22 protein-coding genes are annotated in these 23,610 nt (G+C 64.0%); 16 read left to right on the plus strand and 6 right to left on the minus strand.

Features of this window, described 5'->3' with window-relative positions; genetic code table 11:
- Nucleotides 1–153: 153 nt before the first annotated feature.
- Both ACWDSJ_RS35505 and ACWDSJ_RS35510 read right to left on the minus strand, forming a co-directional pair.
- Complete coding sequence (locus ACWDSJ_RS35505; protein ID WP_064909894.1) at nt 154–633, minus strand: GNAT family N-acetyltransferase; 480 nt, start codon at nt 631–633, stop codon at nt 154–156.
- Nucleotides 630–3,686, minus strand: a complete 3,057-nt coding sequence (locus tag ACWDSJ_RS35510; protein WP_064909926.1) for an orotidine 5'-phosphate decarboxylase / HUMPS family protein — start codon at nt 3,684–3,686, stop codon at nt 630–632. Before ACWDSJ_RS35510 ends, ACWDSJ_RS35505 begins: the two co-directional genes overlap by 4 nt.
- Nucleotides 3,687–4,222: 536 nt before the next feature.
- On the opposite strand from ACWDSJ_RS35510, the gene ACWDSJ_RS35515 reads away from it, so the two are divergent.
- From ACWDSJ_RS35515 to ACWDSJ_RS35590, 16 genes are all read left to right on the plus strand, one after another.
- Nucleotides 4,223–4,657, plus strand: a complete 435-nt coding sequence (locus ACWDSJ_RS35515) for an NUDIX hydrolase (protein ID WP_064909895.1) — start codon at nt 4,223–4,225, stop codon at nt 4,655–4,657.
- A 34-nt stretch (nt 4,658–4,691) separates the two neighbouring features.
- Nucleotides 4,692–6,578, plus strand: a complete 1,887-nt coding sequence (locus ACWDSJ_RS35520; RefSeq protein ID WP_064909896.1) for a radical SAM/SPASM domain-containing protein — start codon at nt 4,692–4,694, stop codon at nt 6,576–6,578.
- The gene (locus ACWDSJ_RS35525; RefSeq protein ID WP_143860477.1) at nt 6,562–7,176 is read left to right on the plus strand and encodes a hypothetical protein; all 615 of its coding nucleotides are present in this window, start codon (nt 6,562–6,564) and stop codon (nt 7,174–7,176) included. Before ACWDSJ_RS35520 ends, ACWDSJ_RS35525 begins: the two co-directional genes overlap by 17 nt.
- Nucleotides 7,173–7,922, plus strand: coding sequence for a hypothetical protein (locus tag ACWDSJ_RS35530; RefSeq protein ID WP_064909897.1), 750 nt, complete (start codon nt 7,173–7,175; stop codon nt 7,920–7,922). Before ACWDSJ_RS35525 ends, ACWDSJ_RS35530 begins: the two co-directional genes overlap by 4 nt.
- Before the next feature lie 22 nt (nt 7,923–7,944).
- The gene (locus ACWDSJ_RS35535; RefSeq protein ID WP_064909898.1) at nt 7,945–8,568 is read left to right on the plus strand and encodes a nucleoside/nucleotide kinase family protein; all 624 of its coding nucleotides are present in this window, start codon (nt 7,945–7,947) and stop codon (nt 8,566–8,568) included.
- Nucleotides 8,565–9,437 (plus strand): protein kinase domain-containing protein, encoded by an 873-nt coding sequence (locus tag ACWDSJ_RS35540; protein ID WP_064909899.1) that lies wholly within the window; start codon nt 8,565–8,567, stop codon nt 9,435–9,437. Before ACWDSJ_RS35535 ends, ACWDSJ_RS35540 begins: the two co-directional genes overlap by 4 nt.
- Before the next feature lie 87 nt (nt 9,438–9,524).
- Nucleotides 9,525–9,662 carry a hypothetical protein gene (locus ACWDSJ_RS35545; RefSeq protein ID WP_156769660.1) on the plus strand — a complete coding sequence of 46 codons (138 nt, stop codon included), beginning with the start codon at nt 9,525–9,527 and terminating at the stop codon, nt 9,660–9,662.
- Nucleotides 9,663–9,865: 203 nt separating this feature from the next.
- Complete coding sequence (locus ACWDSJ_RS35550) at nt 9,866–10,666, plus strand: aKG-HExxH-type peptide beta-hydroxylase (protein WP_143860475.1); 801 nt, start codon at nt 9,866–9,868, stop codon at nt 10,664–10,666.
- A 17-nt stretch (nt 10,667–10,683) separates the two neighbouring features.
- Nucleotides 10,684–12,075 carry a helix-turn-helix domain-containing protein gene (locus ACWDSJ_RS35555; protein ID WP_143860473.1) on the plus strand — a complete coding sequence of 464 codons (1,392 nt, stop codon included), beginning with the start codon at nt 10,684–10,686 and terminating at the stop codon, nt 12,073–12,075.
- Between the two features lie 42 nt (nt 12,076–12,117).
- Nucleotides 12,118–13,011, plus strand: coding sequence for an aminoglycoside phosphotransferase family protein (locus ACWDSJ_RS35560; protein WP_082976728.1), 894 nt, complete (start codon nt 12,118–12,120; stop codon nt 13,009–13,011).
- Nucleotides 13,012–13,260: 249 nt separating this feature from the next.
- Nucleotides 13,261–13,431 (plus strand): hypothetical protein, encoded by a 171-nt coding sequence (locus ACWDSJ_RS35565; RefSeq protein ID WP_181064885.1) that lies wholly within the window; start codon nt 13,261–13,263, stop codon nt 13,429–13,431.
- 300 nt (nt 13,432–13,731) lie between these two features.
- Nucleotides 13,732–14,052 (plus strand): hypothetical protein, encoded by a 321-nt coding sequence (locus ACWDSJ_RS35570; RefSeq protein ID WP_143860470.1) that lies wholly within the window; start codon nt 13,732–13,734, stop codon nt 14,050–14,052.
- Between the two features lie 43 nt (nt 14,053–14,095).
- Nucleotides 14,096–14,953 (plus strand): nucleoside hydrolase, encoded by an 858-nt coding sequence (locus ACWDSJ_RS35575; protein WP_064909903.1) that lies wholly within the window; start codon nt 14,096–14,098, stop codon nt 14,951–14,953.
- Nucleotides 14,954–15,299: 346 nt separating this feature from the next.
- The gene (locus ACWDSJ_RS35580; protein WP_064909904.1) at nt 15,300–15,614 is read left to right on the plus strand and encodes a DUF6968 family protein; all 315 of its coding nucleotides are present in this window, start codon (nt 15,300–15,302) and stop codon (nt 15,612–15,614) included.
- 324 nt (nt 15,615–15,938) lie between these two features.
- Nucleotides 15,939–16,337, plus strand: a complete 399-nt coding sequence (locus ACWDSJ_RS35585; protein ID WP_143860468.1) for a hypothetical protein — start codon at nt 15,939–15,941, stop codon at nt 16,335–16,337.
- Nucleotides 16,338–16,615: 278 nt separating this feature from the next.
- Nucleotides 16,616–16,918 carry a hypothetical protein gene (locus ACWDSJ_RS35590; protein WP_143860466.1) on the plus strand — a complete coding sequence of 101 codons (303 nt, stop codon included), beginning with the start codon at nt 16,616–16,618 and terminating at the stop codon, nt 16,916–16,918.
- Nucleotides 16,919–17,062: 144 nt separating this feature from the next.
- On the opposite strand, the gene ACWDSJ_RS35595 is transcribed toward ACWDSJ_RS35590, so the two are convergent.
- The 4 genes from ACWDSJ_RS35595 to ACWDSJ_RS35610 form a co-directional block, all read right to left on the minus strand.
- Nucleotides 17,063–17,770, minus strand: coding sequence for a helix-turn-helix domain-containing protein (locus tag ACWDSJ_RS35595; protein WP_450037190.1), 708 nt, complete (start codon nt 17,768–17,770; stop codon nt 17,063–17,065).
- Between the two features lie 678 nt (nt 17,771–18,448).
- Nucleotides 18,449–18,946, minus strand: coding sequence for a hypothetical protein (locus tag ACWDSJ_RS35600; protein WP_064909907.1), 498 nt, complete (start codon nt 18,944–18,946; stop codon nt 18,449–18,451).
- Entirely contained in the window at nt 18,943–20,547 is a 1,605-nt protein-coding gene (locus ACWDSJ_RS35605; RefSeq protein WP_064909908.1) for an FAD-dependent monooxygenase, read from the minus strand. The genes ACWDSJ_RS35600 and ACWDSJ_RS35605 overlap by 4 nt, the downstream gene beginning before the upstream one ends.
- A gap of 380 nt (nt 20,548–20,927) precedes the next feature.
- On the minus strand, nt 20,928–23,465 hold the full coding sequence (locus ACWDSJ_RS35610) for a helix-turn-helix transcriptional regulator (RefSeq protein ID WP_082976730.1): 2,538 nt from the start codon (nt 23,463–23,465) through the stop codon (nt 20,928–20,930).
- Between the last annotated feature and the right edge of the window lie 145 nt (nt 23,466–23,610).

The following is a 23,610-nucleotide window of genomic DNA, read 5'->3' on the forward strand; positions in this document are numbered from 1 at the left end:
GCTCCACACCTACAATCACCACCGCGGCCACACAGCACTCGGTGGACACCCACCAGCCAGCCGCGTTCCTAACCTCTCAGGTCAGTACACCTAGTGGCCCACAACAATGCAACGGCGACCCGAGGGTTGCCTGTGACCTGCGGTCTGACGGCTTTAGCCCACGTTGAATTCGTAGACCGCGCGGCTACGACCCGGCCCCTTGTAATCGGTGGTGACCGAAACACCGTCGATCTCGTGGTCGCCGGGGACGTTGACATAGCCGAGGGTGATCCAAGTAGCGTGCGCCGCTCGATTTCCCGGTTCAGATGTCAGGTAAATCCGTTCGCAACCCCATTTTTCGGCTTGAGCGTGCACGCTTTTCAGCAACGCGCGAGCGATGCCTTGCTGCCGATGGTCCGGATGGATCATGACGTCTTGGATATACACCTCTGCTGGGTTGTCCTGGCTGCGGAACGCGATCACCACGCCGGTGAGGGTGTTGGTTTCGTCGATCATGATGGGGCAGGTTGAGGAGAACAGTTCGGCGTACAGCCAGTAGTCGGACATCCCGCGGGCGCGAATGAAGGGTTCGCCGAGTTCCATGAGGTCGTGAACTTCGTTGATGTACTCGACGCTGAGGGAAGTGACGTTCATGGACGCTCCTGCGTGTGAATCTTTCGTACGATGCTGGTCAGTTGATATGTGAGGTCGGCCGGGGCGACTGCATCGGCGATACTTCGGCCGATGATCGCGATATCCCAGTCGGGGCTGCTGGTGAGTTCGTCGTCGGTGGCGCTGAATCCGCCGGAGACGGCGACGGGAAGTTGGCTGCGGCTGCGAATTGTTCGGGCTGTGTCGAGGGGGTGGTTGCTTCCAACACCGAGATCGATGTTGGTGGTGACGACGAAGCCATCGATCCCGGTGCGTTCCATATCACGGAGCCATGTGGCATCGACATGCGAACGCTGGGTATCAAGGACGAGCGCTACTCCGAGCCGACGTCCAGCGGCTACGGCGGCGGAAACGCTTGCGATGGACGCCGGCCCGATGAGGGCCACGATGTCCGCGCCAGCTTCTGCGGCGAGTTCGACTTGGTCGCGCCCCCAGTCGGCGGACATCATTTCGGCGACGACTGCTGCCTGTGGTGCTGTGCGCTTGATCGTGGCGATGGCTTCCACGCCCGAGCGTTTGATCAACGGGTCGCCGACTTCGATGAAGTCGGCTCCGGCGTCGACCGCCGCTGTAGCGATGTCGACGGCACGATCAAGCGAATGAACATCGAGGGCAATTTGGAGCGATCGCTGGCCGCGAGTCCGCCGATAGCGTTCGCGGATGCTGACTACAGCAGGTGAGCGTTCGTTCCGTCCGCGAGTTGCTCGCGCTTCTCTGGCGGTGAGCCAGCGTTGCGACGATTCGGCCAGTGCGACAATAGATTTTTCGAGTTCGGCTGGTAGTTGGACCCAGCCGGTTTGCACTTCACGAAGCAATCCGAACAAAGCTTCGTCCATCGCCGGGGACGGTTCGAGGCAGCTGTCCGAACTCAGCAGACGGATTCTCGTCAGGAGTTTCGCTGTCGAGGCCGGTGGCGCAGCCCAGGTGGTGTCTGCTGCGACGGTGGCGATCACTGAGTCAGCGACCATGAGGTCTGGAAGTGGTGCAGGCCCGCCGGGGAGAACTCCCTGAAGCGCGAGTTCACGGACGTGCCAGTTGCGGTCACTGAGCAGTGTTTCGAGACAACTGAGCCCTGCTGCGTGATCGAGTGTTCCGACGACGCGAGCTATTGCTGCGCGGACCTTGTAGTCGTCGTCGCGGACGAGGTGGTGGACGATCCTGTCGGTATGCTGCCGCGCAATTGTGCGACGTTCGAGCAATGCGTCGGCGAGTCCGGCGCGCACTCGCCAATCGAGATGCAGCAGCAGCTGCGCGAGCAAGTCTCCCCCATTGTGGTCGTATGCGGTGAAAAGGTCGAAGTAGCGGGCGACAAAGACGGCTTCGGCCGTGTTGTCGAGATCTATGCCGTCGAGGACGCGTGTGCTAACTCGGACGTCAAAAGCGTGTTCGATGTGGCCCGCGATATCGGCCCAAATCTGTGAACCATGGATCCGCAGTTGCTTGACCACCCAGGGTGCGTAATGCTCAGCCAGGCTGTCCGGCAGAGCCGGAGTCGCGAGTAGCGCGCGGGCGAGTTGGCGACCAGAAGTCTGGGTACAGCGGTTCGCGCACGATCGTAGGACCTCGACGGACAGGGTTATGCCTTGAACCGCGGCTGTTTCGATCAGCATGGGCAGTGCGGTATCCGTGCTGGTCGACGGCGCCAGAGCGATCATGTCGATCAGGCTCGGCGCGGAGGTACTGAGGGCGCACACGGCAAAATCGAAAACCCCGTGCACCGTTGCAGCACGGGAAGCGAAGGCGGCGAGTTCATTGAACGCGCTGACCGTTGCCATGGACCGGCCCCGGATCGTCATCTCCTCGACAATCCGGATAGCCAGGAAGTACTCACGAAAGACGTCGTGACTGAACCGAATTCCGTCTCCGGATGTCTGCTCGATGATCAGCCCTGCGGCCAGCGCGGCATTGCTGACGGAATCGGCCCATGATTCTGACTCTGCCTTGGTCAGGAATGAGGGAATGACATCGGGCATCAACGTAGAGGCGAGCTGTGCCATCTGCCCTATCACCATGTCGGTCGACGGGCCACCGCGCGCTAGAAGTGTTCGTACACAACGGTCGACGAGATGGAAAGCGCCATTCTCTTGAAGACTTCGGGCGTCGGAACCGTCTGCGCTACAGAGCATCTGCATGTACAGAGGAAGTGTGGCAAGCGATTGCAGGGATTCCGGTAGAGCAGTGAACGGAGCGCGGCTACTGTTGCGATGCGCCTCCCAGATCTCGCGAGCTTCGGTGCGCGTCCACGCCGACAACGAGCACGACTCAGTATGTGTGGTGCCGGGCGGTGCGTAGGCGGTGGCAGCGAGGACGGGGTAAGCCGAAAGGTCGAGTTCCGGTGGGGTGCGCACAGCGAGGATGAAGCGGAGATCCTTCGAGTTCGCTTGCCGCAGGATGCTGTCGACCTGTCGACCGACGAGGGCAAGCCGATCGTCCGTGTCGACGTCGTCGATGATGACGACCAGCGGTCGATTCAGCAGATTCGAGGCTTGCTCCACACTGAGTAATGCGTCGTTGCCGCTGGGCAGAGATGCGTACCTGAGTATCTCGGTCGCTACGTCGGTGCTGGTTGAGATCCAGTTCGCGCAGGAGTGGAGTTGGAAGTCCACTCGGGTCGCCCATTGTTGGGCCAGGTGCCGTGTGAGCCGGGTCTTTCCCGTGCCAGCGCGCCCAGCGAGGACGAAGGTTCTGGCCGGCGAGTCGAGGAACTGTTGGAAACGGTGGACCGCCGTCTGATCTGGCCGGTAATCCACATCTGCGAGGCTTGGGCCGACGGTGTCGAGTAGGACCATGGTCCGCGATCCAGACGCGCTGGCAAGGTTCGCTTGTGGTCCGTCGGTTCGGGCCTTCGCATGCGATGGGTCAGACCGCAGGATGAGTTCGAATCGGTCGCTGACCTCGGCGCCGGACCGCGTGAGGTCGCTATCGAGGATTTGCTGCGTCTCGTAGCGCAGTCGCGCCGCGATGCCTCGCTGTTCCCAATTCGAGACGGCTGCGTCGTTGACTCCGAGGTGGGCAGCGAACTCTCGAACGCTCATACGCTTCGCCTCACGGAGAGCCCGTGCCTCTCGCCCGGTCCACCGGGCCACGACCGAACCCATGAGCGGATCAACCCCCATCCCGTGTTCGCTGCGCTGGCCCAACACTAGCCAATCGGCCGTGAGCCTAGGGCAAGACTAGGGCAGCACCGGGTGTCCGTGGTTGGCGCAGCGTGACAGCGTAAATCTGGTCGCTTCGAACGGCCGGTGTGTTCGACCGTTCGGAGCTAGATGCCCAAGGTGGCGCGAATGACGGTGGGACACAGGTCGTCCTGAAGGAAGGTGGGTTGGGTTGTTAGCGCGCGATGCTGCGATGGAATTTTTACCGAATCAGCTGACGGATAACGAAACTGGTTGGAACACAGAGCGTTTGATGGAATGACGATGTACCTACGGCTGCAACTTCCGCGTTCGGCTGGAGGTTAGACTGCCTCGCCGGCACCCGCTCTATCCATCGTTTGTGGGTTCCCCAGTACCGGCAACTCATTCGCTTCACGCGGTTTGGATTCGATAAATCCCAGGAAGGGTCGCGCCTAATGCCTCAGAAGGTCGTCAAGGAGAAGGTGCTGGTCTACGTCGTACGCGACGACAAACTGCTGGTATTCCGCCACACCGATTATTCGTATGAGCAGGTCGGTATCCAGGTCCCGGCCGGAAGTATCCGTCCCGGAGAGTCCCCGCAGGACGCAGCGCTGAGGGAGGCGCGCGAGGAGACGGGGCTGAACGAGTTCAAGGTCGTCCGTAAGTTGGGCGAATTCAGTTACGACATCTCGCCGTATCGGTGGGAGGTGCAACAGCGTCACGTGTTCGAACTGGAGCTGTGCGAACCTGCGCCGGAGCGGTGGGCCAGTCAGGAAGACCACGACGGCCAGGGGGAGCCGACCCGCTTCGAGTGCTTCTGGATTCCGTTGGAGGCCGCCCACATCCTTCAATCCGGCCAAGGTGCGCTGCTGGGCCGACTTTACGACTGAGCTGGTGAGACCGGTTCGATAGGAGGGGTTCTCCATGGAGGCCGCAACACCTGCTGCTGATCTGTCACGTCGGGTGTACCTGACGTTGCCTGATACCGAGGATACGGCCGCGGTGTCGGTGATCTTGAAACTTCGTGGGGAGACCTGCGATATCGACTGCGTCTTCTGTTATGAGAAACGCAAGGAAGCTCCCGGCGGGGCGAGGATCGGCGCGGATGACATCGGTCGCCTCGCCGAGCTGTTCGGCGACCGGCCGGTGGCGATCGAGTTGCATGGCGGTGAACCGCTCACAGTAGGGAAACGCCAGATGCGCGAGATCCTCGCTGCGCTGGCCGCGCAGGAGTCGGTGACGCGGGTGACGATGCAAACCAACGGGATCCGCTTGGACGGTGAGTGGTTGGACCTCTTCGACGAGGTCTACCCGGATCTGCATATCGGCATCTCGCTCGATGGCGATCCAGAAGGCAACTCGTGGCGTGTTGGCTATGACGGTCGCGAAACCTACACCAAGGTCGCGCAGTCCCTGAGACTGCTCGAACGTCGGGGCCGCAGGACTGGAATCATCACGGTGGTTACCCCGCGGGTACTTGGGCGGGCCGCAGAGGTGCTCGATCACCTTGCCGGATTCGCCGCCGTCAACGCGATCAGCCTCGTCCCCTGCTTCGACTCGAGCGTGATAGCGCCGACTGCGGCAAGCACCTCGCGAGTCTCAGCTTCGCGCCTGTTACAACGCGACGCATTGAGCGGAGGCAGTCCAGCCTGGTCTATCACCGGCGACGAGTACGCACAGTTCGTTCTGGCCGCGGCCGTTCATTGGGTTACGGCTGGCTTGTTCTCCCGGATCAAGCTGGAGCCGGTCGTATCCACGATCCGGGCCCTTAAGGGTTTGGAGGTCGGGTTCTGTCACTTCTCCAACCTCAAATGCGACCACGTGTTCACCCTCTACCCGGACAGCAGGTTCGGCAGCTGCGACGAACTGCCCTGGCCCGCAGCGCAACTCGGCCACCTAAGTGAACTGAGCGACGCGAATGGGATCGCTGAGGCACAATACCGGCTACCGCTGCTGGCCGAGGGCCGGTCCTTGGCGGCAAAATGTGCGGCGTGCCGCTACCGCGACACCTGCGGCGGGGGCTGTATCGCCACCCGGCTGCGCGCGGCACAGGCTGCCGGATCCGACGACGACTACTGCCGCTATCGGTCCCGGTTGATCGATGGGCTCGCCGCGCTCACCATCCAACCAGAGATTCCCTCTGCAGTCTGGTGCCATCGCGTCAAAGCCCGCCCGCACCAGCCGAATTTGATGGCAGATGTGCCAGGGTTCATGCGTCGCTGGCGAGACCCGGAAGCTGCTAGGGGTTCGGTCCGGCTCGAGGTCAGCGACCACGGCAATATAAACACCCTCGGCCGGCCAGGCATTCACGAGGCCGACGACCTCGACCCGCTACACCCGTTGTGGCGGGATGCGATCGAACCGGGCGTCTGGCCTCTGGTCGACCCGATCACGCGCGAGTGGGGATTGGTGACATATGACAGCTGCCAAGGCCACCACTACGGCGGCTTGGAATTGGCACCGGTCGAACGACGCGTGGGAATTTTGCCCCGCGACCGCCGCGAGTACGCCTCCACTGCCGCCGCGCTGTGCCGGCTTGTCGCCGCAGTGGAAGCCGAATTACCTCCGTCGATCCGGATCGTCGTCGGCCGTGCGGAGCTGACCTGCTCTACTACGGGTAGCCGATTCCCCGTCCTTGACCTGCGATTTGAATGTCCCGAAAAACAGGCCTGGGAAGCCTATTTCGCCGACCTCGACACCGCCACGGCCATCCTCGCGGGGCAGTTCGATGCGCCGAGTCCCGCCGGGAGAACTACGTGCGGGTGTTCTGAGCCTTATACATCGGGTAGGCACGATGAACAACACGTCTGACACCCTCGCGGTCAACCAGCTACTGGGAAGACTGGTCTACTTTCACGTCCTGTTCATCGAGCCATCTTGGCAGCCGCGACACACGATGCAGGCGCAGCGGAGCCTCTGCTGTCGCCACATCGACCTGGGTGCTACCCACGTCTCGAGGCTCTACACGAACACGACACCTTGGACGGCGCTGATACAGATAGCCGCAGATCTCGGCGCCTGGACGACTTGGTGCGAAGACAGCCAAAGGTGTTGTCCGGCATGCCGTATTCGATCTTGCGCCGTGGTCATCGTCGACTGCTGGGCCACCACTGAACAACGCGCCTTTGGGGGCGACCTGCCTGTGCCCGACGATACGCGGCGGCGGTGGTCGACCGCCATCGCCGAGCTGATGGTCAGGGCGTTCGCGCATCAGCACGGCCTCCAATGCGCCGTTCGGTCGAACGTCGACACCACGAGCACACCACCGCCCGACAGGTTTCCACTGACGTTTGAGCTGGCCCGATTGTGGCGAGATCCGACCTGCCCGGACCCAGTGGTCAGCTGGCTCAACCACTGCACTCGACTCGATGACATAGCCGAGCGTCTTTGCCAAGGGAGAAAAACATGACCGGGCGCCGTCCGATCGGGTTCAACGAGACATTGACGGTGGGCAGCATCGAGGAGTTCCTCAGTGCCTCCGAGATCGCCATTCTAGAAGGCTGTATGGACCAGTTCCTGCGTGACATCGATGGCGAAGATATCCGCAGCACCTACGACCAGCGTCGCACCACCTCCATCCACGAAATCCCCGGCCACGACACCGCCGTTGCGATGGCAACCTACGAGCCCGCCGGTCGAGTTGAGATCACCAACATCCCCGGCGCCGCGGAAGACATTCTCCAACAAGCGTTTACCCGCTCCCGACGCGCTCTGCAGCGGTCGCTGCCCTCGGTGAGTTCGTGTCGCCCGTGGACCTACGTGGAATACGGTCCTGGCCAGCACATCACCCCGCACTTGGACGGCATAGCTCCGGACCCGCATGACTGGCCTCGCCAGATCGCAGGGATCAGCGTCGTCATCGGGACACGTTGTCAGGGAGGGGATTTCTTTGTCGAGACCACCTCGGCCGAACAACTGTGGAAGTCCGGTGGTGTCGGCCAAGTACCCGGCTACGACCCTGGGATGGCCTTCGCACGCGACGGTGCTGACAACTCCTCGCCCTGGTTCGCCGCCACGGCGCGCACACGCTGGAGTGCCGCCCCCGCACCGGGCACAGCGCTGCTGTACGGATCACAACTCGCACACGGCACCACCCCGGTCCAGGTGGGTCGCGCGCGCAAATTCATCTCCTGGCTCTTCGCCGACAAACATTGACCGGCCGAGGGACTACGCGCACATGTTGATCGCTCTTGAAGGCATCGCAGGATCGGGCAAGACCACCCTGCGCGACCGGATTCTCCACCTGGCCGAACACTCCGGCATCCCGGTCCGCCATATCGGCCAGTTCTCCTGGCTTTCGCCAGCTGCGACCCGCACCTTGGTCGCGATGCGCACCGGCAGGGCGATTGTCGACGAGCTGGATGCAGTGGCTGCCGTGCTCGACGACCTCACCCTGCACGCGCACCACAACATCGCAGCGGCAGCTCGCGATGGACACGTCCTCGCCGATCGGCTAATCCTGTCATCGGCATGCCTGCTCGGACTTAACTACCCCGGCACAGTCGCACGTCACCTCGAACCGTTGGTTCGCGTCACCAACGCACTTCCCGACTTGACCGTGCTGGTGACCACCCCTGTGGAGGTTTGCGCAGCCCGTCTCGCGGCCCGCCCAACTGCGCAGCGCGTCGGCGACGACTCCGGCACAGCGACCCGATTGCATGAGCTCTACCAGCGATGCGCTGACCTCTGGCCACACGGCACTGGAAGACCGCTCCTCCGACAACCCCTCAACACCTTCGAAGACACGGAGCAGCTGGCGCGGCAGCTTCTCGATGAACTCGAAAAGGTAGGCACCCAGTGAATCTGCATCCGCTGCACCCGGCCACCTCAGTGACGGACGGACTCGCTGACTCCGGCTGGAGAATCATCGAACTTCTGGCATTCACCCGTTCCAGCACTTTGATTCTCGCGTCCCAGGATGACAACGAGCCGGTCGTGATCAAGGCCGGGTTCGGCAGTAACCATGTGCTGGCCGAAATGGACGAGCAGGACCGACCGGCGGCATACGGATTCTATTGGTACCAGCAAATGACGCCAGCCGAGCGAGTTCTTTCACGCGAGGACTTCCGCCACGAACGCGAGTTGGCCCGCGACTGTCGCGGAGCCACCCGAGTTGTTTACCTCATCGACGAAGGCGAGTGCGGCGGATTCGACTGGTACACCATGCCGCACTACCCAGACGGCAACCTACGCGCCTTCACCACCCAAAACGCCTCACCCGCCGGACTCGGAGCGAGCATGACGATCCTTGCCGATGTCGCCGCCGGCCTGGACGAGCTGCACCGACGGGGCATCGTGCACCGTGACCTCTACCAGGAGAACGTACTCCTGAAAAACGGGCGCGGAGTGATCACCGACCTTGGAGCCGCCTGCCGGATCGGCGAGGCCCGCGGTCCACGCCGCCGCGGACCAGAAGTCCACTGGCCACCCGAATACGCCCACTCCTATGCCGAGGCGACCCCAGGAGCGGACGTATACAGCCTCGCCGTGCTCGCCTATCGGATCCTCTTCGCTGACCTACCACGACTCGACGGGCCACGACATCTCGACGGCCTACCCACCACGGTGACTGATCACATCACCGCTGCACTGGCCAACAATCCCGATGCTCGCCCCACTATGACGGAGTTGCACACGAGTTTCCTCGAGGGTGCGACCGCCACTCCATGAATCACTCGACAGGAGGGAACGCAACCACACCACGCACACATCAGATTCGAGATGAATAGCGAACGTAATTACACGAGAAGGGTTTCCATGATGATCGGCACAACCGAAGAGATCACCGACTTCCTTGCCGCGGTCGAGAAGTTGCGCGACGACGAGGGTGCTGTCCGCACGACAGCACACACGTCGAGCATCATCGCTGCGGGCTGGCCGAGCTCCGACCTGTAGTCGCCAGCGTGGGCTGTGCCGATGCCGTCGCAGCCCACCTCAGCCCTACCGTCAAACGCACGAAAGGCGCCGTTGTGGACCCACTCACCGGATTATTTCGATTCCACCGGACGACCGACCTCTACCGGCATCGGACACGCTCGATCTACACGGTCCTGTCCGGCGATGAGTTGCCTAATGGGTGTGAAACGAGTCCTAGTGCAATGGACTACGCGCTGGCCCACCATTACCTCGAAGGGGCGGAACTAGCCGCTCGCAGCGGTGATCGAGACACCTTGAGCTGGTACCGCACCCATTCGAGAACCTTTCCCCCTCACTGGTTCACCACGACTCCTATCGGCCCCACGATCGTGCAATGTCCCGATCCTCGGACACTGCGTCAGTCCCCCATTGCCGATACGCCCTACCACTTGCTCGGCCCTAACACTGAGCCCGCGCCGCCCTTGGCAACCGAGCTGGTTGCCGCAGCCTTCGACATCGGGGCCGAATACGGGTTCGGCGATCTGATCGCCGATCACGCGCCGATCGTCTGCCTGCTCATCGAGCGAAAACTCGGTGAGCCCCTCAACAGCTGGGCCATCACACGGCTACCCGGCACGGTGTTCCTCGACCACGTCGGCGATCCGACGATCCTCGCGCGTGACCTGATCCACGAAGCAGCCCACAATTGGCTCAACACCGCCCTCGCTGCGGCCGACGTCGAGCTCGATGACGGAAAAACGTGGAATTCTCCCTGGAAGAACACGCGCAGGCCCACTTTTGGATTCCTCCACTCCTGCTGGGCATTTCCTCTCACCATGTTGTTCGCCGCCCGCGCGGTCCGTCGAGTCCCCCAGGTCCTGGCGACTTACCTCGCCCAGCACCGTCGAAAGCTGGCATCGACCGCTGCGGACCATCAGCACGCGCTCGCCGCAGTCACCGACACAGATCTTCGCGAGCGACTCCGTACAGTTCACGCACTGGCTCTCCGTGCATGCCCCGATCAACCGCCTCTGGTCACATAAGTGATGGGAAGTAATGAATGACCACGGCACCGAACGCCGTAGCCGGCCATGGTTGGGCGGGCGCCCTCCGTGCTTTTCGTCGTGGGCTTGGGTTGAACCAACAGCAGTTTGCCGAGACGCTTAACGAAGCAGGCGCTGCCTTGGGCCTAAAACTATCCTGCGATCAGCAGCATGTGTCCCGTTGGGAACGCGAGGTCATCCGACGGCCGGACGCCGAGTACGTTCTGGCCCTGCAACGGATCGGTGGCCCCGTTCCGAATGCCCCGGCTGCCGACGACCGAGCCCTGCCTCCCAGCGACGTCTCGCCGTATTCCTCGCAGGTCGCAGGTGCTACGACCGGAGTCGTGGAGCGTCGCAGATTTCTCGCCGCCGTAGCTGCTGCGGCGACCGCCGGATCTGTCGCCGAACTCGCGCCTTGGCTTCCATCGTTTTATCCTCAGCCCGGCCCGACCCCCGGGCGGGCAGGTCCGGCCGATGTGCAATGCGTCCGTGAGGTGACGGCTGGATTGCGCGGGCTCGACCAACGGCATGGCGGATTCGCTGTGCTTGATTCAGCAACAGGTCTGTTGCGGTGGAGCAGCGAGCTATTGCACCGGTGTGGTGATCATGAAACGACGACGGCGATGTCGGTTGCGCTGGCCGATCTCTCCCGGTTGACCGGCTGGGCGTACTACGACACCGGCGACCAGGCTCGTGCACGAAGCTATCTGACGTTGGCGTTGACCTACGCACGTAGCGCGGGTGCTGACAGTCTGGCCGCATCCATCCTGTACGTACTCGGCCGCATCAGTCTGATCGAATGCCAGCCACGTGAGGCACTTCGAATGTTCCAACTCGGACAAATGAGCGCCCAAGACGCCTCCAACATCGGCGAGTCGGCCCGCTTATATTCGAACGAGGCGTGGGCCCACGCAATGATGGGCAATCGTCGGCAAATGCACGACGCTCTCGGTCGTGCCGAACACGAGATCTCCCGCGTGAACGCCGATCCAGATCCGTGGACCGAGGTCTTCTTCGCGGCCGGCGAACATGCCGGGCTGACGTCTGTGATCTACAACGAGTTCGCCTTGACAGCCGACCGGAACTTGCGCGAGCAGTACACTGCGCTGGCCTTGGATCGGGCAGTGGAATCGCTGTCTAGGTCTACGAGCGCTCGTCCTACCCGAAGCGTGCTCTTCGACCAGACAACTATCGCGGCTTGCCGGTTCCGACTGGGAGACACTGATTCAGCGGTTGCCGCCGCAGGCGCCGCGCTGGACCTCACCCAGGAGGTGATCAGCGCTCGAGCCCTCTCTCGTCTTAGCTCTATGGCCGGTGCGGCTGATCCGTTCCGGAAGAAGTCCCACGTCAGCGAAATTGTGCACCAGATAAGGCAACTCGCCCCGCCTGCGCCGAAAACGTTGTTCTAGCCCGTGCTGTCACGCTCCGGGTTCGGAACTTAAGATGACGGGGTGGCGACGAGCATATCGCCGGACCGTGCTGCGGAACTGCACGCTGCGGTAGTCGAGGCATGTAATCACATAGACGTCGATCCCTCCGGGGCCGAGCTGATCAAATACACCGTTAATGCCGTCTACGCCCTTGGCGCGCCGATCGTCGTCAGAGTCGGCTCCGGTGATGTCGGTCATTACCGTGGGACGCGGCTGATCGAGACCGCCAACTGGTTGACACGACATGACGCACCGACGATCCGCCTGGTCGACGCGCAGCAGCCAGTGTTCATCGGCGACTTCACAATAACGTTCTGGCACAAAGCCCATCATCGTGAGCGGTGGACCGCCTCCGACCTCGCCCACCCGCTGCGCGCCCTCCATCTCCTCCCCACCGACGACGCCGACCTACCTCACTGGGATCCGTTCGAGACTGCGCGACATCGCCTGGCCGCAGCCGACGATGGACTTTCGGCGGACGACCTCCAGTGGCTTCAAGATGCATGGCTGGAAGTCGAGCAGAATTATCGGACCGCTGAGTTCTCGATGCCCTTCGTCCTCCTCCATGGTGACCCACACGTCGGCAATCTACTGATAGACCACCGCGACCGGATAGTGCTTTGTGACCTCGATGAGTCGGCGGTCGGGCCAATGGCATGGGATCTGGTGCCGCAGGCAGTCGGAGCCACGCGCTTCAATCGTGCCAACTTCTACCGGGATTTTGCAGCGGAATACGGCGTCGATGTTCGCGACCTCCCGGAATGGCCTGTCCTGGCCAGAATTCGCGAGCTGATCATGGTCACCAGCGTCCTGCCGGACCTCGGGCAGCGCCCCGGTATCGCAGCCGAACAAGCGCACCGGCTGGCCTCGCTCCGCTCCGGTGACGCCGCAGCCGTTTGGCATCCGTACCAGTAGAGAGTTTCTGCTCCCAGGGATTCCGCACCGGTGGCGCCCTGGTACTTACGCGCCGTATTCGAGGCCGCATTAGCGCGCTGTATCCGACGTATTTCCGCGCCGTTGAGTATCAGTGGTTCCCGGGCTTGACTCGAAGTATGGCAACGCGCAACGCAACAGGGCTTAGCGGCATGGAACTTCGCCCACCAAACCCCTCGGCCGCGCGCTGTGGATTCGAATGTTGGCTGATAGCCGCCCAGAGGAGATGAAATGTACGGGGTGATGAATCACGAGCGCGTTCCGGTGATGACTGTGGATTTCGCGCACGCGATTATGCAGGTGCATATCGACTGTGCGTTGTCGATCTGTCCGGTCAAGCAACAGGCGAAACAGCGGCTGATCGAGGCTAATCGCCTTGTCCCGGACAGTAATCGGATGTGATCCGGTTGATCGAACAGGTTCGAAGTCCTGCCCTCCTCCGGCCGTCTAGAAATTCGTGCCCTCGTCTATGCGCGCGGAACCCCGCGACGCGTCTCTCATTCGCCATACTTCCGGATCGAGGACCTCATCATGTCTACCGTTCTCACCGACCCGAGCACTCTGCCGGTGCAGCCTTCTCCCAGTGGTTTTCGAACGACGCGGGAGTACGAGAGATGCCTGTATGAGGGGTTGTTCGGTGGTTGCTTCTACGAGCCGCGTACTCGCGCCCTGACGATCCGTACCCACAGGGTGCGGGCGATCATGGCCCCAGAAGATCTCGCGGAGGTCGCGGCGGGGCGGATGCACGGGTATCTGCCGATCGTCACCCTGGTCCACCGCTCCGGCCCCGGGGTGTGGGTGCTGCTCACGCGCCCGCCGGCCTCCGGAGACGACCTGCTCGCGTTGGCCAGGCGTGCCAAGACCAGGTCGATCGTCATGGTCGGGCCAGGAGCCGAGCTTGCGTTGCCGACCGCTGGAGTATCGCGGCGCCGGTGGCGCGGGCCCGTGCCGACCGCCGCCACCATTGTCGGTGACTTCCCGGCCTACGCCGAGGTGATCGAAGCGCTCACCCATGACGTGTAACCCCACCTGGCCGCCACTACCTGCGTCCCTGGACACGCCGAGTGTGGTGTTCACCGATATCGGTGGTGACGTCGACGACGCCGCAGCGCTGGTGTTGATGGCGATCACCGACCCGCAGCTGGCTCTGGTGGACACCGTCGACGAGTACCCGGATCACCGGCGTGCACGGTCGGCTCGTCATCTGCTGGACGTACTGGCCCGCAGTGATGTTCGCGTGGTCGCGGGGCTCTCGCTCGGCGCGTCGGGATATTGGGCCGCTGATGGCCTGGTCCCTGCTGATATCGAGGTCCCGCCCGGCGACCTTTACGACGTCATGAGCGAACTGTGCGAGGCCGGTTCGAAATCGGTGCGCTGCCTCAGTCTGGGGCCGCTGACCGATATCGCGCGATTGCTGGTCACCGACGCCCATCGGTCCGCGCCGCTGGACTCCGAACGCCTGCTGCGCGTCACGGCGATGGGCGGCGCACTCAACTACCGGAATCCTGAACGGGCCGGACATAACTGGCGGATGAACCCGGCTTCGGTGCAGACGGTTCTGGCAGAGACCGAGCATGTCGCATTGGTGCTGTCGGACCATACACCGTCGACGAGATCGCGGTATCTGCGTCCTCGCCGCTGTATCGGCTGCTGGACTCGTTGCCGGGAGCGTCGGCGCAGCTGCTGCGGCAGCATTACGACCAGTTCTTCGGTCGCTTCTACGATTCGAGCAAGCTCCACGACGCCGTCGCCGCGAGCCTCGTGCTGGGGCAGGGGTTCGTGCCGAGGCGTGGGTGAGTTCGAACTGCGGCGTGACGGCCGTATGCGCGAAGGCCCCGGCACACGGGCGTGGCTGTCCGACGGGGTCGACTACACACTCTTCATGGCGTGGATGGAGCAGATCTTCCGGGACGTGCCCCAATGACCGAGGGCGGCGCAGGTCATCGGACATCCTTCACCCGAATATGCCGAAAGCCTGTTGTGATAGCGCCCCTGCCGATCACCAGCTCGCAAGCAACCGAATAGCCAGCCGCGACGAGCAGTCCTCGCTCAGCGCGAGCAGGTCGGCCGGGCGAGCGGTACAAGGTGCATCTCATCGGGTCGCGGAAGGCGCAAGCTCCATACGTTGCACGGCACTGCGTGCAGAAGGAACCCGGTCGAGGGCGTGGATTTCACCGAGCCGGACGGCAACGAAATCAACTCTGTCACAAGTCAACTCATCACCATCATGACGGTCGGCGGCGGATCTTGATCAGCACCATCGTCCAGTCATGATGAACAGGGAGCAGGAACTGCCGATGTCAGCTTGGGATCATTTGGTCATCGCGCAGCGCGAGCTGCGAAGGTCCGGTGCGCCGATATTGGTCTCGATCGGCCTGCCATACAAGGAGGGCCCGCGCACGTGGGCCGTGTCCTTCCGGATCGAGGGCATCGAAGAGGAGCCGCTCGAGGAGACTGTGAGGGGTGCCGACTCCGCCGAGGCATTGATTTCCGCCCTGAGGACGATCGCGGCGGTGATCGACTCGTGGAACGCCGACCACTCGATCACGTGGAACGGCCGGACCGACCTGGGGTTCTCGCCATAGCGATAGTCACCGTTGCCGATTCCGGGCTGCCGCCGAGCCTCGAGCCACGGCTTCATTCCAAGCGCCGAGGTCGATCGCCTCCGTCACGTTTACCTGCGGTCTTGAAACTGTTCATTCGCAACGCTATTGGAGGAAATCATGCCAGTCGGTGCAGCGCCCTCTCGCTCTGAGTGCGTCACGCGGCGGGGCCACCACGACACCAGCATCAGCGATTGGGGGGCGAGGTTCGACGCCCTCACCAGGCAGGCAACGCCTGGTGTGGACGCCGCAATGTTTGCCCGGCAAGCCCTCGCGGCATCCCGCTAGAAGTTACCGGCGACCGTGATGGAACATTTCTCGACTTCCAAGGGCCCCGCCGTTGATTCACAGTCCGGCGAGGTGCGGTCCAGCCGCGAATGCCGGCACACCAGTGTCGATGGGATCGAAGTGTCGTGGCGAGTGGTCGATCATGGCGTGCGCGTTCGGTCCATCCGTGAGGTGGCCGGCCGGATATTGATGTCCTATCGAGGCCCGGACTACCCGGATTTGGGGCAGGCCGAAGAACTGTGGCCGCGGTTGTCAGCGCTGTGGAATGCGGTGCGTGAGGAACTGCGGCTGACGAATCCGGAAGAAACGTCACAAGAGCCTCCCGCGCCCGGCCATGCTGGTCCGGTCGAAGCCCGCCCGGGAGAGGGCATCTCCAACACGACAATCCGACGACCCACCGGAGGTAGCGTCACATGAAACGTGCCGACAAACCCGCACGGAGGTCGGCGCGAGTGAGCTGGGTGTTGTGCACTCCGATCCTGGCGCGGCTGGCGGGCCGGGAGCTGGCGGGGCGGTGGCCGACTACATCGTTCACCGTGAGTCGGCTTCGGCCTCGATCGGTGACACGACGCTCGTCTGTGCTGGTGCAATGGTCCGACGGCCCGAGCGAGGAGGCGGTCAGCAGTTGGCTGGCCTGCGATGCCACCGAACGACGCGCCAGCAGAGCCGCGGATCGATCGCAGCCCGCTGCGTGGATGCGACCGCTGCTGGCCATGTGTGTAGTCACCACCGAGCGCACGATCACTCCCGCTGGCATGGACATGATCGCGGCGGCGCTCGAACGCGACTGCGGGGTGAGCGTGCCACGGACCGACGAGGGTATCGACTGGGAGCGGGCTGCTGATGTATGGGTCATGGCGCCGATTCAACTGAGCGGCAGCGCTTTCGAGTCACTGGCTGGCACGGCGGCAACGACGATGCAGGGCCCGGTCCCCGTCGCTCTCGCGCTGCGCCTGGTGTCGGAGTTCGTCGACCTGACCGGCGGTACAGCGCAGTAGGAGGCGCGGTAGGGACTCGCGGGTGCGGACGCGCTCGGTGTTGTCGAGATAGAGGCCGCTGATCCCGTGTGTACCGGTCGGAGCAAGAGCACGCGCGGGGGCCGTACGGGTCATCCGGCGGATTGCCGCTGTCGTTGCGCGGCATCACGTGCTCGGGACCAGGGAGATGTTCAGGTGTCGTGCTGGTGCTCGCCACGGGGTAGAAACGGTGAGGGCAATCGGTGTGGCCTGGGACGAGTGGGTCGGGTCGGCGATGGTGGTGTGCAGCGGGAACAGCTGACCGTCGATCCGCGCGGTCCACATCCGCGGGAACTCCGGCTGTGTCGACAATTCCGCGATCAGTGCCGCACGGGCCTGCTCGGGCACAGTGCCGCGCGACAGGTAGTGCAGAGCGTAGGTGAACACCGTCGTCACCTCGTGCCAAGCACTGCCCGCGAACACCAGTCGTGCCATCGGATCATAGACCAGCCACCGGAGGAAGTTTCCGGCCTCGAGTAGCCGCGGAAGTTTTTGCACGGCAGCATCATTGGCGGCTGCGATGTCGAAGAGCCCGGCAGTGAGCAGTATCGCGGGGAACCGCGTGGCGGTGAGCTGTTGTTTCATGTCGGCCGGGGCGGGGCCCGGCTCGGGCGCGGCCCGTGCGGAGGTTTCGTTGCGCAGGATCAGTTCGGCCAGGTGGTCGCGGACCTCGTGGGGAAGCCCGAGTGGGGCGGCGAAAGTCTGTAGCGTGCGCACATTCACGCGCCGTTGCCCGCGCAGTATTTTGCCGATGTGCTCCTTGGACAGCGATGTCTGCTCCGCCAGCTCCGAGTGCGTGATCTGACGTCCCACGGTCGCGAAACCCTCGAACACCCTGTGCTCCTCGAGTTCGGCGGCGATGATTCGATCCAGTTCGGCCTCCTCGGGCCGGCTGCTCGTGCCCTCGTCTCTGCTCTCCGGCGTCGGCGGGCCGCCGGATACGGGAGGCTGGTGCGGTGAGATCTGCAAGCCACTGCTGGGGAGATAGGGGTTGATGCCGTCCCGTGTCGGTGGTTGCCCTCTGCCCCGCCACGGCCCATCGTCCGCCCACGGCGACCGGGCTCGTGCCGTGGGGCCGCCCTCGTCGCTGTCGTCGTCGGCGGTGACGAGGCTCTGGTAGACCGCCATGCCCCGGTCGGGACCCGTCTGTGGGCGGTGTGGATGGATGCGTGGATCGGCCGAGTGTGCCCTTGTTCTGGCCATCGCCAGACTCCTCGTGTTTTCGTTCGGCTCCATGTGCGGAGTCACGCCGGGATCTCCCTCCTTGGCAGCGGTGGGAGTTGTTGTGCTGCTGGCGATGTCGAACGGTTCGGCGAACTGGGTGGCTCGCAACAGCTCCAGTTGTCCGTACCGGATTCTCACCAGCATGCGTACGAGCGCGGCCCGGCCCGCGCCCGCACGGACACAGACGACACCAGGAGCAAGGACCGGCTCGATCCCGGCGACCCGAACGCCACCCTGCCGACCACCGCTGCGTGTTGAGCAGTGGCCGACAGGGGCCGGATGTGGTTCTCACAGCACCGCACCTGCCGATAGCGGTGCACCTTCGGCAGTGCGGGGCCACAGCCGTGTCGGGGATAGCGTGACGACGGCACAGACCGTGCGCACGATTTCGAGGCAGTCGCGTCCCCACCGGTCGGTGAGGTAGGTGCGGGCGGGGACCATGACCGCGTCGGCGCGCCACTTGCGCACCCGGTGCAGGAGGTAGTCGACGGGATCGGTGGTTGTGTCGTCGCCCTCCGGTGGGAAGTGCGCGATGTCGGCGACTCGCCACCGGTGGCGGGCAGCGGTCGTGCGGATCGCGTGGTCTTCGGCTGGCGTGATCGCGCTGGCGATCGCTTGAGTCCGGCAGGAGTGCAGATCGGGACGGATCAGCCCGACGACGACGGCTTGTGGACCGCGTCCGACGAGAGCGTCTGGCGGCAGCGGGTGCTCTGCCGCGCAGGGGATCGGGTCGGCCGCTCGCGGGTAGGGTGCGCTCGCGCTCAGAACCGGGGTGAATGTGGTCATGTCAGGACGGTTTCTTTGAGTGCGGTGTGGAGTGTGCCGGGGTCGGCGGGAATCCGCAGCGCGATGTGCCCGTCGGGGCGGACCAGGCACGCGGTGTCGTCGGTGGGCTGACCGTAGAGGTCGTGCACGCGGGCGTCGTGGGCGACGAGTGCCCCGGTGGGCGCGTCGGCCGGGATGTCGGGTGAGGTGATCACGACGGTTCGCACGAGGTCGTGGTAGGGCGCGGTGATTTCGGCGAGGCCGCCGGCCACGGGTGAGTGCGCTTGCCGATGCAGCATCAGCAGCGTGTAGTACGGATGAGACAACAGATCATGCACGCCGGTTGTCGAGGTGACGGGGATGTCAGGGGCGCGGTCGCCGACGGTGAGGCCGTCGAGTCGCGGCAGCCCCGGTGGCTGGGTGAGGACGTCGCGGTAGTGGTGCGTCAGGCCCGCGATCCTGGCAGCTGCCTGATAGGGGAAGTCGGGCTGCTGACGGATGATGTCGAGCCGGTCCTGGATCGAGGAGCCGTGCGCCATCATGATCTGATGCAGCATGCTGCTCGCGTCGCCGACTTGGACCGCGATCGGCAACCGCTCGGCCTGGTAGGTGTCGAGGAGTCCCTCGGGTGCGCGGCCGGTAGCGGCCGCGGCGAGTTTCCATCCGAGGTTGTGCGCGTCCTGGATGCAGTTGTTCATGCCGAGTCCAGCGGCGGGGCTGCCCACATGGACCGCGTCGCCAGCCAGCAGCAGACGCCCGCGCCGGTACTGGGTGGCCTGGCGGCGCCAGATCGGGAACTCGGTGGTCCACTGCGGAACGCTGAGCCGCGCACCGGGTAGCCAGTCGTCGACGACGGGCTGGAACGCGTTTCGCGCCGCGTGAGGGTCGGGGGCCGGGTTGGCCACGGGAGTGGCGCGCATATCGCTGATCAGCACACGGTGACCGGTGGCCAGGGTCGTGGTGAGCAGCATGTGGTCGGCGTCGATGAAGTAGTGGATCTCGTCGGTGCTGACCGGATACCGAGCGATGCGCGCGTCCATCATCCGGAATTGCAGGCCGGCGTACTCGTCGCCGGGAAAGTCGATTCCCATGTGGGCGCGCACTGTGCTGTGGAGTCCGTCGCAACCCACCAGCCAGTCCGGATGCATCCGGGTCCGGCCACGACCACCCCGGCTGGTGTGGTCGAGAACGGCGGTGATCCGGCCGTCGCTGTCGGTGGTGACCGAATCCAGCCGGGTATTCCACTCGATCGAGCCGCCCAGGGACGCCAGGTGCTCGCGCAGCGCGGCCTCGGTGTCCTGCTGCTCGATGACGAGGATGTAGGGGTACGGGGTGTCGAGCACCGTGAAGTCCAAGCGCTCGACAGCGCCGCCACGGAAGTGGAAGGCCATCCCTCGATGGCGCAGACCGCGCTCGAGGAACCGGTCGACACACCCTGCCCTGGCGAACCCCTCCAGCGTGCGCGCATGCAGCGTGAACGCCCGCGACGTGACCAGCGGACCGGGCCGCTTGTCGATGACACGGCAGTCCACCCCACGAGCCAACAATTCAGCGGCGATCGTCAGGCCCGTGGGACCGGCCCCCACGACGAGAACCGGATCACGCGAATGATGTGCAGACATGGGAATCCCTTCGTCCGATGCCGGGATCTCGGCAATGGTGCGAGTAGGCGGGAGAGCGAATGTGGTTTTGGTGAGGCGTTTACTGGGGCGCAGGGCAGTGGAGGTCGATAAGGCGAGCGTCACATGTCCGCGAGGAATTCGAATCGGTAAATACCCATGCTGCGCCTGGAAAGCTATCTACTCACGAACCTGGGGGGTGCCATAAAAATGTGTGTTCATCAGGCGTTATGTCTCGCCGACGGTACGGTGCTTCGCCCGAGGAGTAATCCGTCTGACCGGCTCGCCGGGTCGTCATGTGGCCAGTGGCGTACGGGGCCTGAAGACGGCGCGTAGGTGCGCCGGATACTCCTGAATGGGTTTTCCGGCGGGAGCTTCGCCTGTTAGTGGTGGTTCTCGGGGACGTGTTTCGCGATGTGGTGGCGGTTCGGAATGCCGAGTTTTGCCAGGGTGGCGGCAATCTGTCCGTCGACGGTTTTGGTGGAGGTGCCGCGACGGCGGGCTATCGCTGAATTCGAGAGTCCCGCTGCGGCCAGGCGAGCGACCGCTTTCTCCGATTCACTGAGTCTGTCCCATGGTGTTGCCGCGAACTTGAGGGGTGTGTTTTGAGTCGTGCGCCCGCCTCGCTGGGCGAATTCCTCCGGCGTGGGGGCGACGGAGAGGGTGAGTTCTCCGAGCGCGAGGCGATGGACGTCGTTGTTGTGTGGATTCAGTTGCTTGCCGCGGGCCGTTTCGGCTGCGAAGTGTTCGTCGCCGAGGATGCCTCGCGCTGTTACCTGGGCCTTGCGGCACATCTTGGCGAACGATCCCATGACGGTGATGTCGACGCCGAGGTGGGCTTGCAGGGTTTCGGCCCCGCCCAGGGTTTGGGCGATCTCGTGGGCGAGTTGCCAGTCGCGGTCGCGATCGTTGCCGGTGATCATGCGTTCGAGTGCCCAGGTGCGTAGCACGACGCTCCACATCGCCCCCCACTGGTCATCGAAAGCCATTTGGTAGGACAGTGTTTCGCGCAGGACGCGGGTGGCTTCGTGTGGGTCGCCGTGCATGGTCAAGGTGACGGCCCAGCTCAGTTTCACCCAGCTGGTGGCCCAGCTCGCTCCGGAGGCTTCGGCGATGCCCACGGCGCGGCGGGCGATGGTGTGGGCCTGCGGGGCCGACCCGAGCAATGCGGCGGCCAGCGCTCCGAACATGTGGGCGAACACCTCGGCCGGGTTGTCGGCGGCGTGGTACTTCTCGCGCGCTCGCTCGATGATCGCAATGGCGCGGGCGTCCTCGGCGCCCAGGAACAGGGCGGTACCCACCGTGATCTCGATGACGGCGGGCAGGCCGAAATCCCGGTCAGGGTGCTCGGCCCATTCGGCGCGGTCGGGCTCCGACAGATAGCACGGGATCACTTCGTCGAGGAAACGCCGGGCCTCGTGGCTTTGACCCGATCGGATCGCCAGCCACGCCAGCGCTGCTCGCAGCTCGAGCTGAAGGTCGACCGGTTGCGGCGACACGGTTTCGCTAGCGTCGAGGCACCTTTCGGCCAAGCCGCGGATTTCGCGTATCGACCCGCGTACGAAGGGCACGCGCAAGGTGATCAGTCCACCGCAGATCTGCAGGCCGGCCTCGGCTTCACCGCGCATGGTGATGCTGGTCTCGATCGCGGCGACGATATTGCTCCACGACGACCGTGCCCACATGACCAGCGCCCGCTCGCGCGGACTGAACCAATTGCGCGCGTCGTCGACCACCCGGTCGCGGTAGTAGGCGAGGTGACGTTTGGCCAACCGTGCGGGTTCGCCAGGGTCGTTGTCGCGCAACCGGTCCCATGCATACACCCGCAGGGACTCGAGCATCGAGTACCGCGACCCGCAAGGGGTGATGTGGATCGAGACCAGCGACTTGTCGGCAAGGCTTTCCAGCAGCCCTGCGATCTCGTGTGGAGACACACTCACCTGATCCGGGTCAGTGCTGGCGTGTTCGTCGCTGCATACGGCGATGATCGCGTCGAGGTCCGCGCCCACATCTGCCGTGTCACCGGTGTCGTCGGGATTTCTGCCGCCGGGTGCGAAGGCAGACAGCCTGGTGAACAGCAGTTTTTCCTTGTCGCTGCACAGTTGGTAGCTCCACGCGATGACGTTGGTGATCGCGAGGTGTCGCGGATCGGCGCCCGAGCGGGCTCCGGTCGACCATCCGAGCCGTTTGTCGTCCGCGCGGCCGGTCAGCTCGGCACACAGGTCCGCCAGACCTTGGTAGCGCAACCGGCCGACCGCGAGCCGGATGTGGAGGGGGTGGTGGGTGATGTGCTCGCAGATTTCGGTCGCGGCAGCGATGTCGTCGGCGTTCCATTCCAGCGAGCGTCCGATCAGGGTGCAGCGCTGCCGGAACAAGGTCAGCGATTCGGCGGGCGAAAGCACGGGAACCGGGATCAGGCGTTCGTCGACCCACGCGATCGGGCTGCGGCTGGTGGCCAGGATGGTCAGATTCGGCAGTGTGTTGAGCAGCTGGGCGATCAGATGCCGCAGAGCGGGCAGAACATGCTCCCCGTTATCGAGAACCAGGACCGCACGGCGACTCGGGCCCGCCGAGTCGGTGCCGCGCAGGGCGGCTTCCAAGGCTTCGCCCGCGCGCCTGTTGGAGAAGTCCGCGGAGATCACTGCCGAGGCGGTGGCCTGCTCCACCTGTTTGAACTCCGCATCCACCGGTAGCCGTGCCAGCGGCACCCAATACACCCGCACCCCTTGAGCCTTCGCGCTGCGGGCGGCTTCGTCGGCAAGCCGGGTCTTGCCGATACCCCCCGGCCCGATCAAGGTGATCAGTCGATCCGGCCCCGATATCAGCAGGGCGCTGATGAGCGACAGTTCGTCCTTGCGGCCCACGAAGCCATGAGTCGGTGCCGGAACCGCACCGCGAGCATTCCCCCCAGGGTTGGTCATGCCGACGACTATATCCCGGAAAAGGGCCGCACGGTCTCCATGAGCGAGCCGCGCGCACTATGGGTAGGTAGGTTTTTAGGTATATACCCATACCGACGAAAACGCTGAGAGCGCAACGGAATACGGGCCACGCCGCACAGCATCG

It is taken from the genome of Nocardia sp. NPDC003482, assembly GCF_053588115.1.

Bases quoted from the DNA above. Each gene is read 5' to 3' on its own strand.
- ACWDSJ_RS35505 (WP_064909894.1), bottom strand. From the start codon at position 633: ATGAACGTCACTTCCCTCAGCGTCGAGTACATCAACGAAGTTCACGAC.
- ACWDSJ_RS35510 (WP_064909926.1), bottom strand. From the start codon at position 3,686: ATGAGCGTTCGAGAGTTCGCTGCCCACCTCGGAGTCAACGACGCAGCC.
- ACWDSJ_RS35515 (WP_064909895.1), top strand. From the start codon at position 4,223: ATGCCTCAGAAGGTCGTCAAGGAGAAGGTGCTGGTCTACGTCGTACGC.
- ACWDSJ_RS35520 (WP_064909896.1), top strand. From the start codon at position 4,692: ATGGAGGCCGCAACACCTGCTGCTGATCTGTCACGTCGGGTGTACCTG.
- ACWDSJ_RS35525 (WP_143860477.1), top strand. From the start codon at position 6,562: ATGAACAACACGTCTGACACCCTCGCGGTCAACCAGCTACTGGGAAGA.
- ACWDSJ_RS35530 (WP_064909897.1), top strand. From the start codon at position 7,173: ATGACCGGGCGCCGTCCGATCGGGTTCAACGAGACATTGACGGTGGGC.
- ACWDSJ_RS35535 (WP_064909898.1), top strand. From the start codon at position 7,945: ATGTTGATCGCTCTTGAAGGCATCGCAGGATCGGGCAAGACCACCCTG.
- ACWDSJ_RS35545 (WP_156769660.1), top strand. From the start codon at position 9,525: ATGATGATCGGCACAACCGAAGAGATCACCGACTTCCTTGCCGCGGTC.
- ACWDSJ_RS35550 (WP_143860475.1), top strand. From the start codon at position 9,866: ATGGACTACGCGCTGGCCCACCATTACCTCGAAGGGGCGGAACTAGCC.
- ACWDSJ_RS35555 (WP_143860473.1), top strand. From the start codon at position 10,684: ATGACCACGGCACCGAACGCCGTAGCCGGCCATGGTTGGGCGGGCGCC.
- ACWDSJ_RS35565 (WP_181064885.1), top strand. From the start codon at position 13,261: ATGTACGGGGTGATGAATCACGAGCGCGTTCCGGTGATGACTGTGGAT.
- ACWDSJ_RS35570 (WP_143860470.1), top strand. From the start codon at position 13,732: ATGGCCCCAGAAGATCTCGCGGAGGTCGCGGCGGGGCGGATGCACGGG.
- ACWDSJ_RS35580 (WP_064909904.1), top strand. From the start codon at position 15,300: ATGATGAACAGGGAGCAGGAACTGCCGATGTCAGCTTGGGATCATTTG.
- ACWDSJ_RS35585 (WP_143860468.1), top strand. From the start codon at position 15,939: ATGGAACATTTCTCGACTTCCAAGGGCCCCGCCGTTGATTCACAGTCC.
- ACWDSJ_RS35590 (WP_143860466.1), top strand. From the start codon at position 16,616: ATGCGACCGCTGCTGGCCATGTGTGTAGTCACCACCGAGCGCACGATC.
- ACWDSJ_RS35600 (WP_064909907.1), bottom strand. From the start codon at position 18,946: ATGACCACATTCACCCCGGTTCTGAGCGCGAGCGCACCCTACCCGCGA.
- ACWDSJ_RS35605 (WP_064909908.1), bottom strand. From the start codon at position 20,547: ATGTCTGCACATCATTCGCGTGATCCGGTTCTCGTCGTGGGGGCCGGT.
- ACWDSJ_RS35610 (WP_082976730.1), bottom strand. From the start codon at position 23,465: ATGACCAACCCTGGGGGGAATGCTCGCGGTGCGGTTCCGGCACCGACT.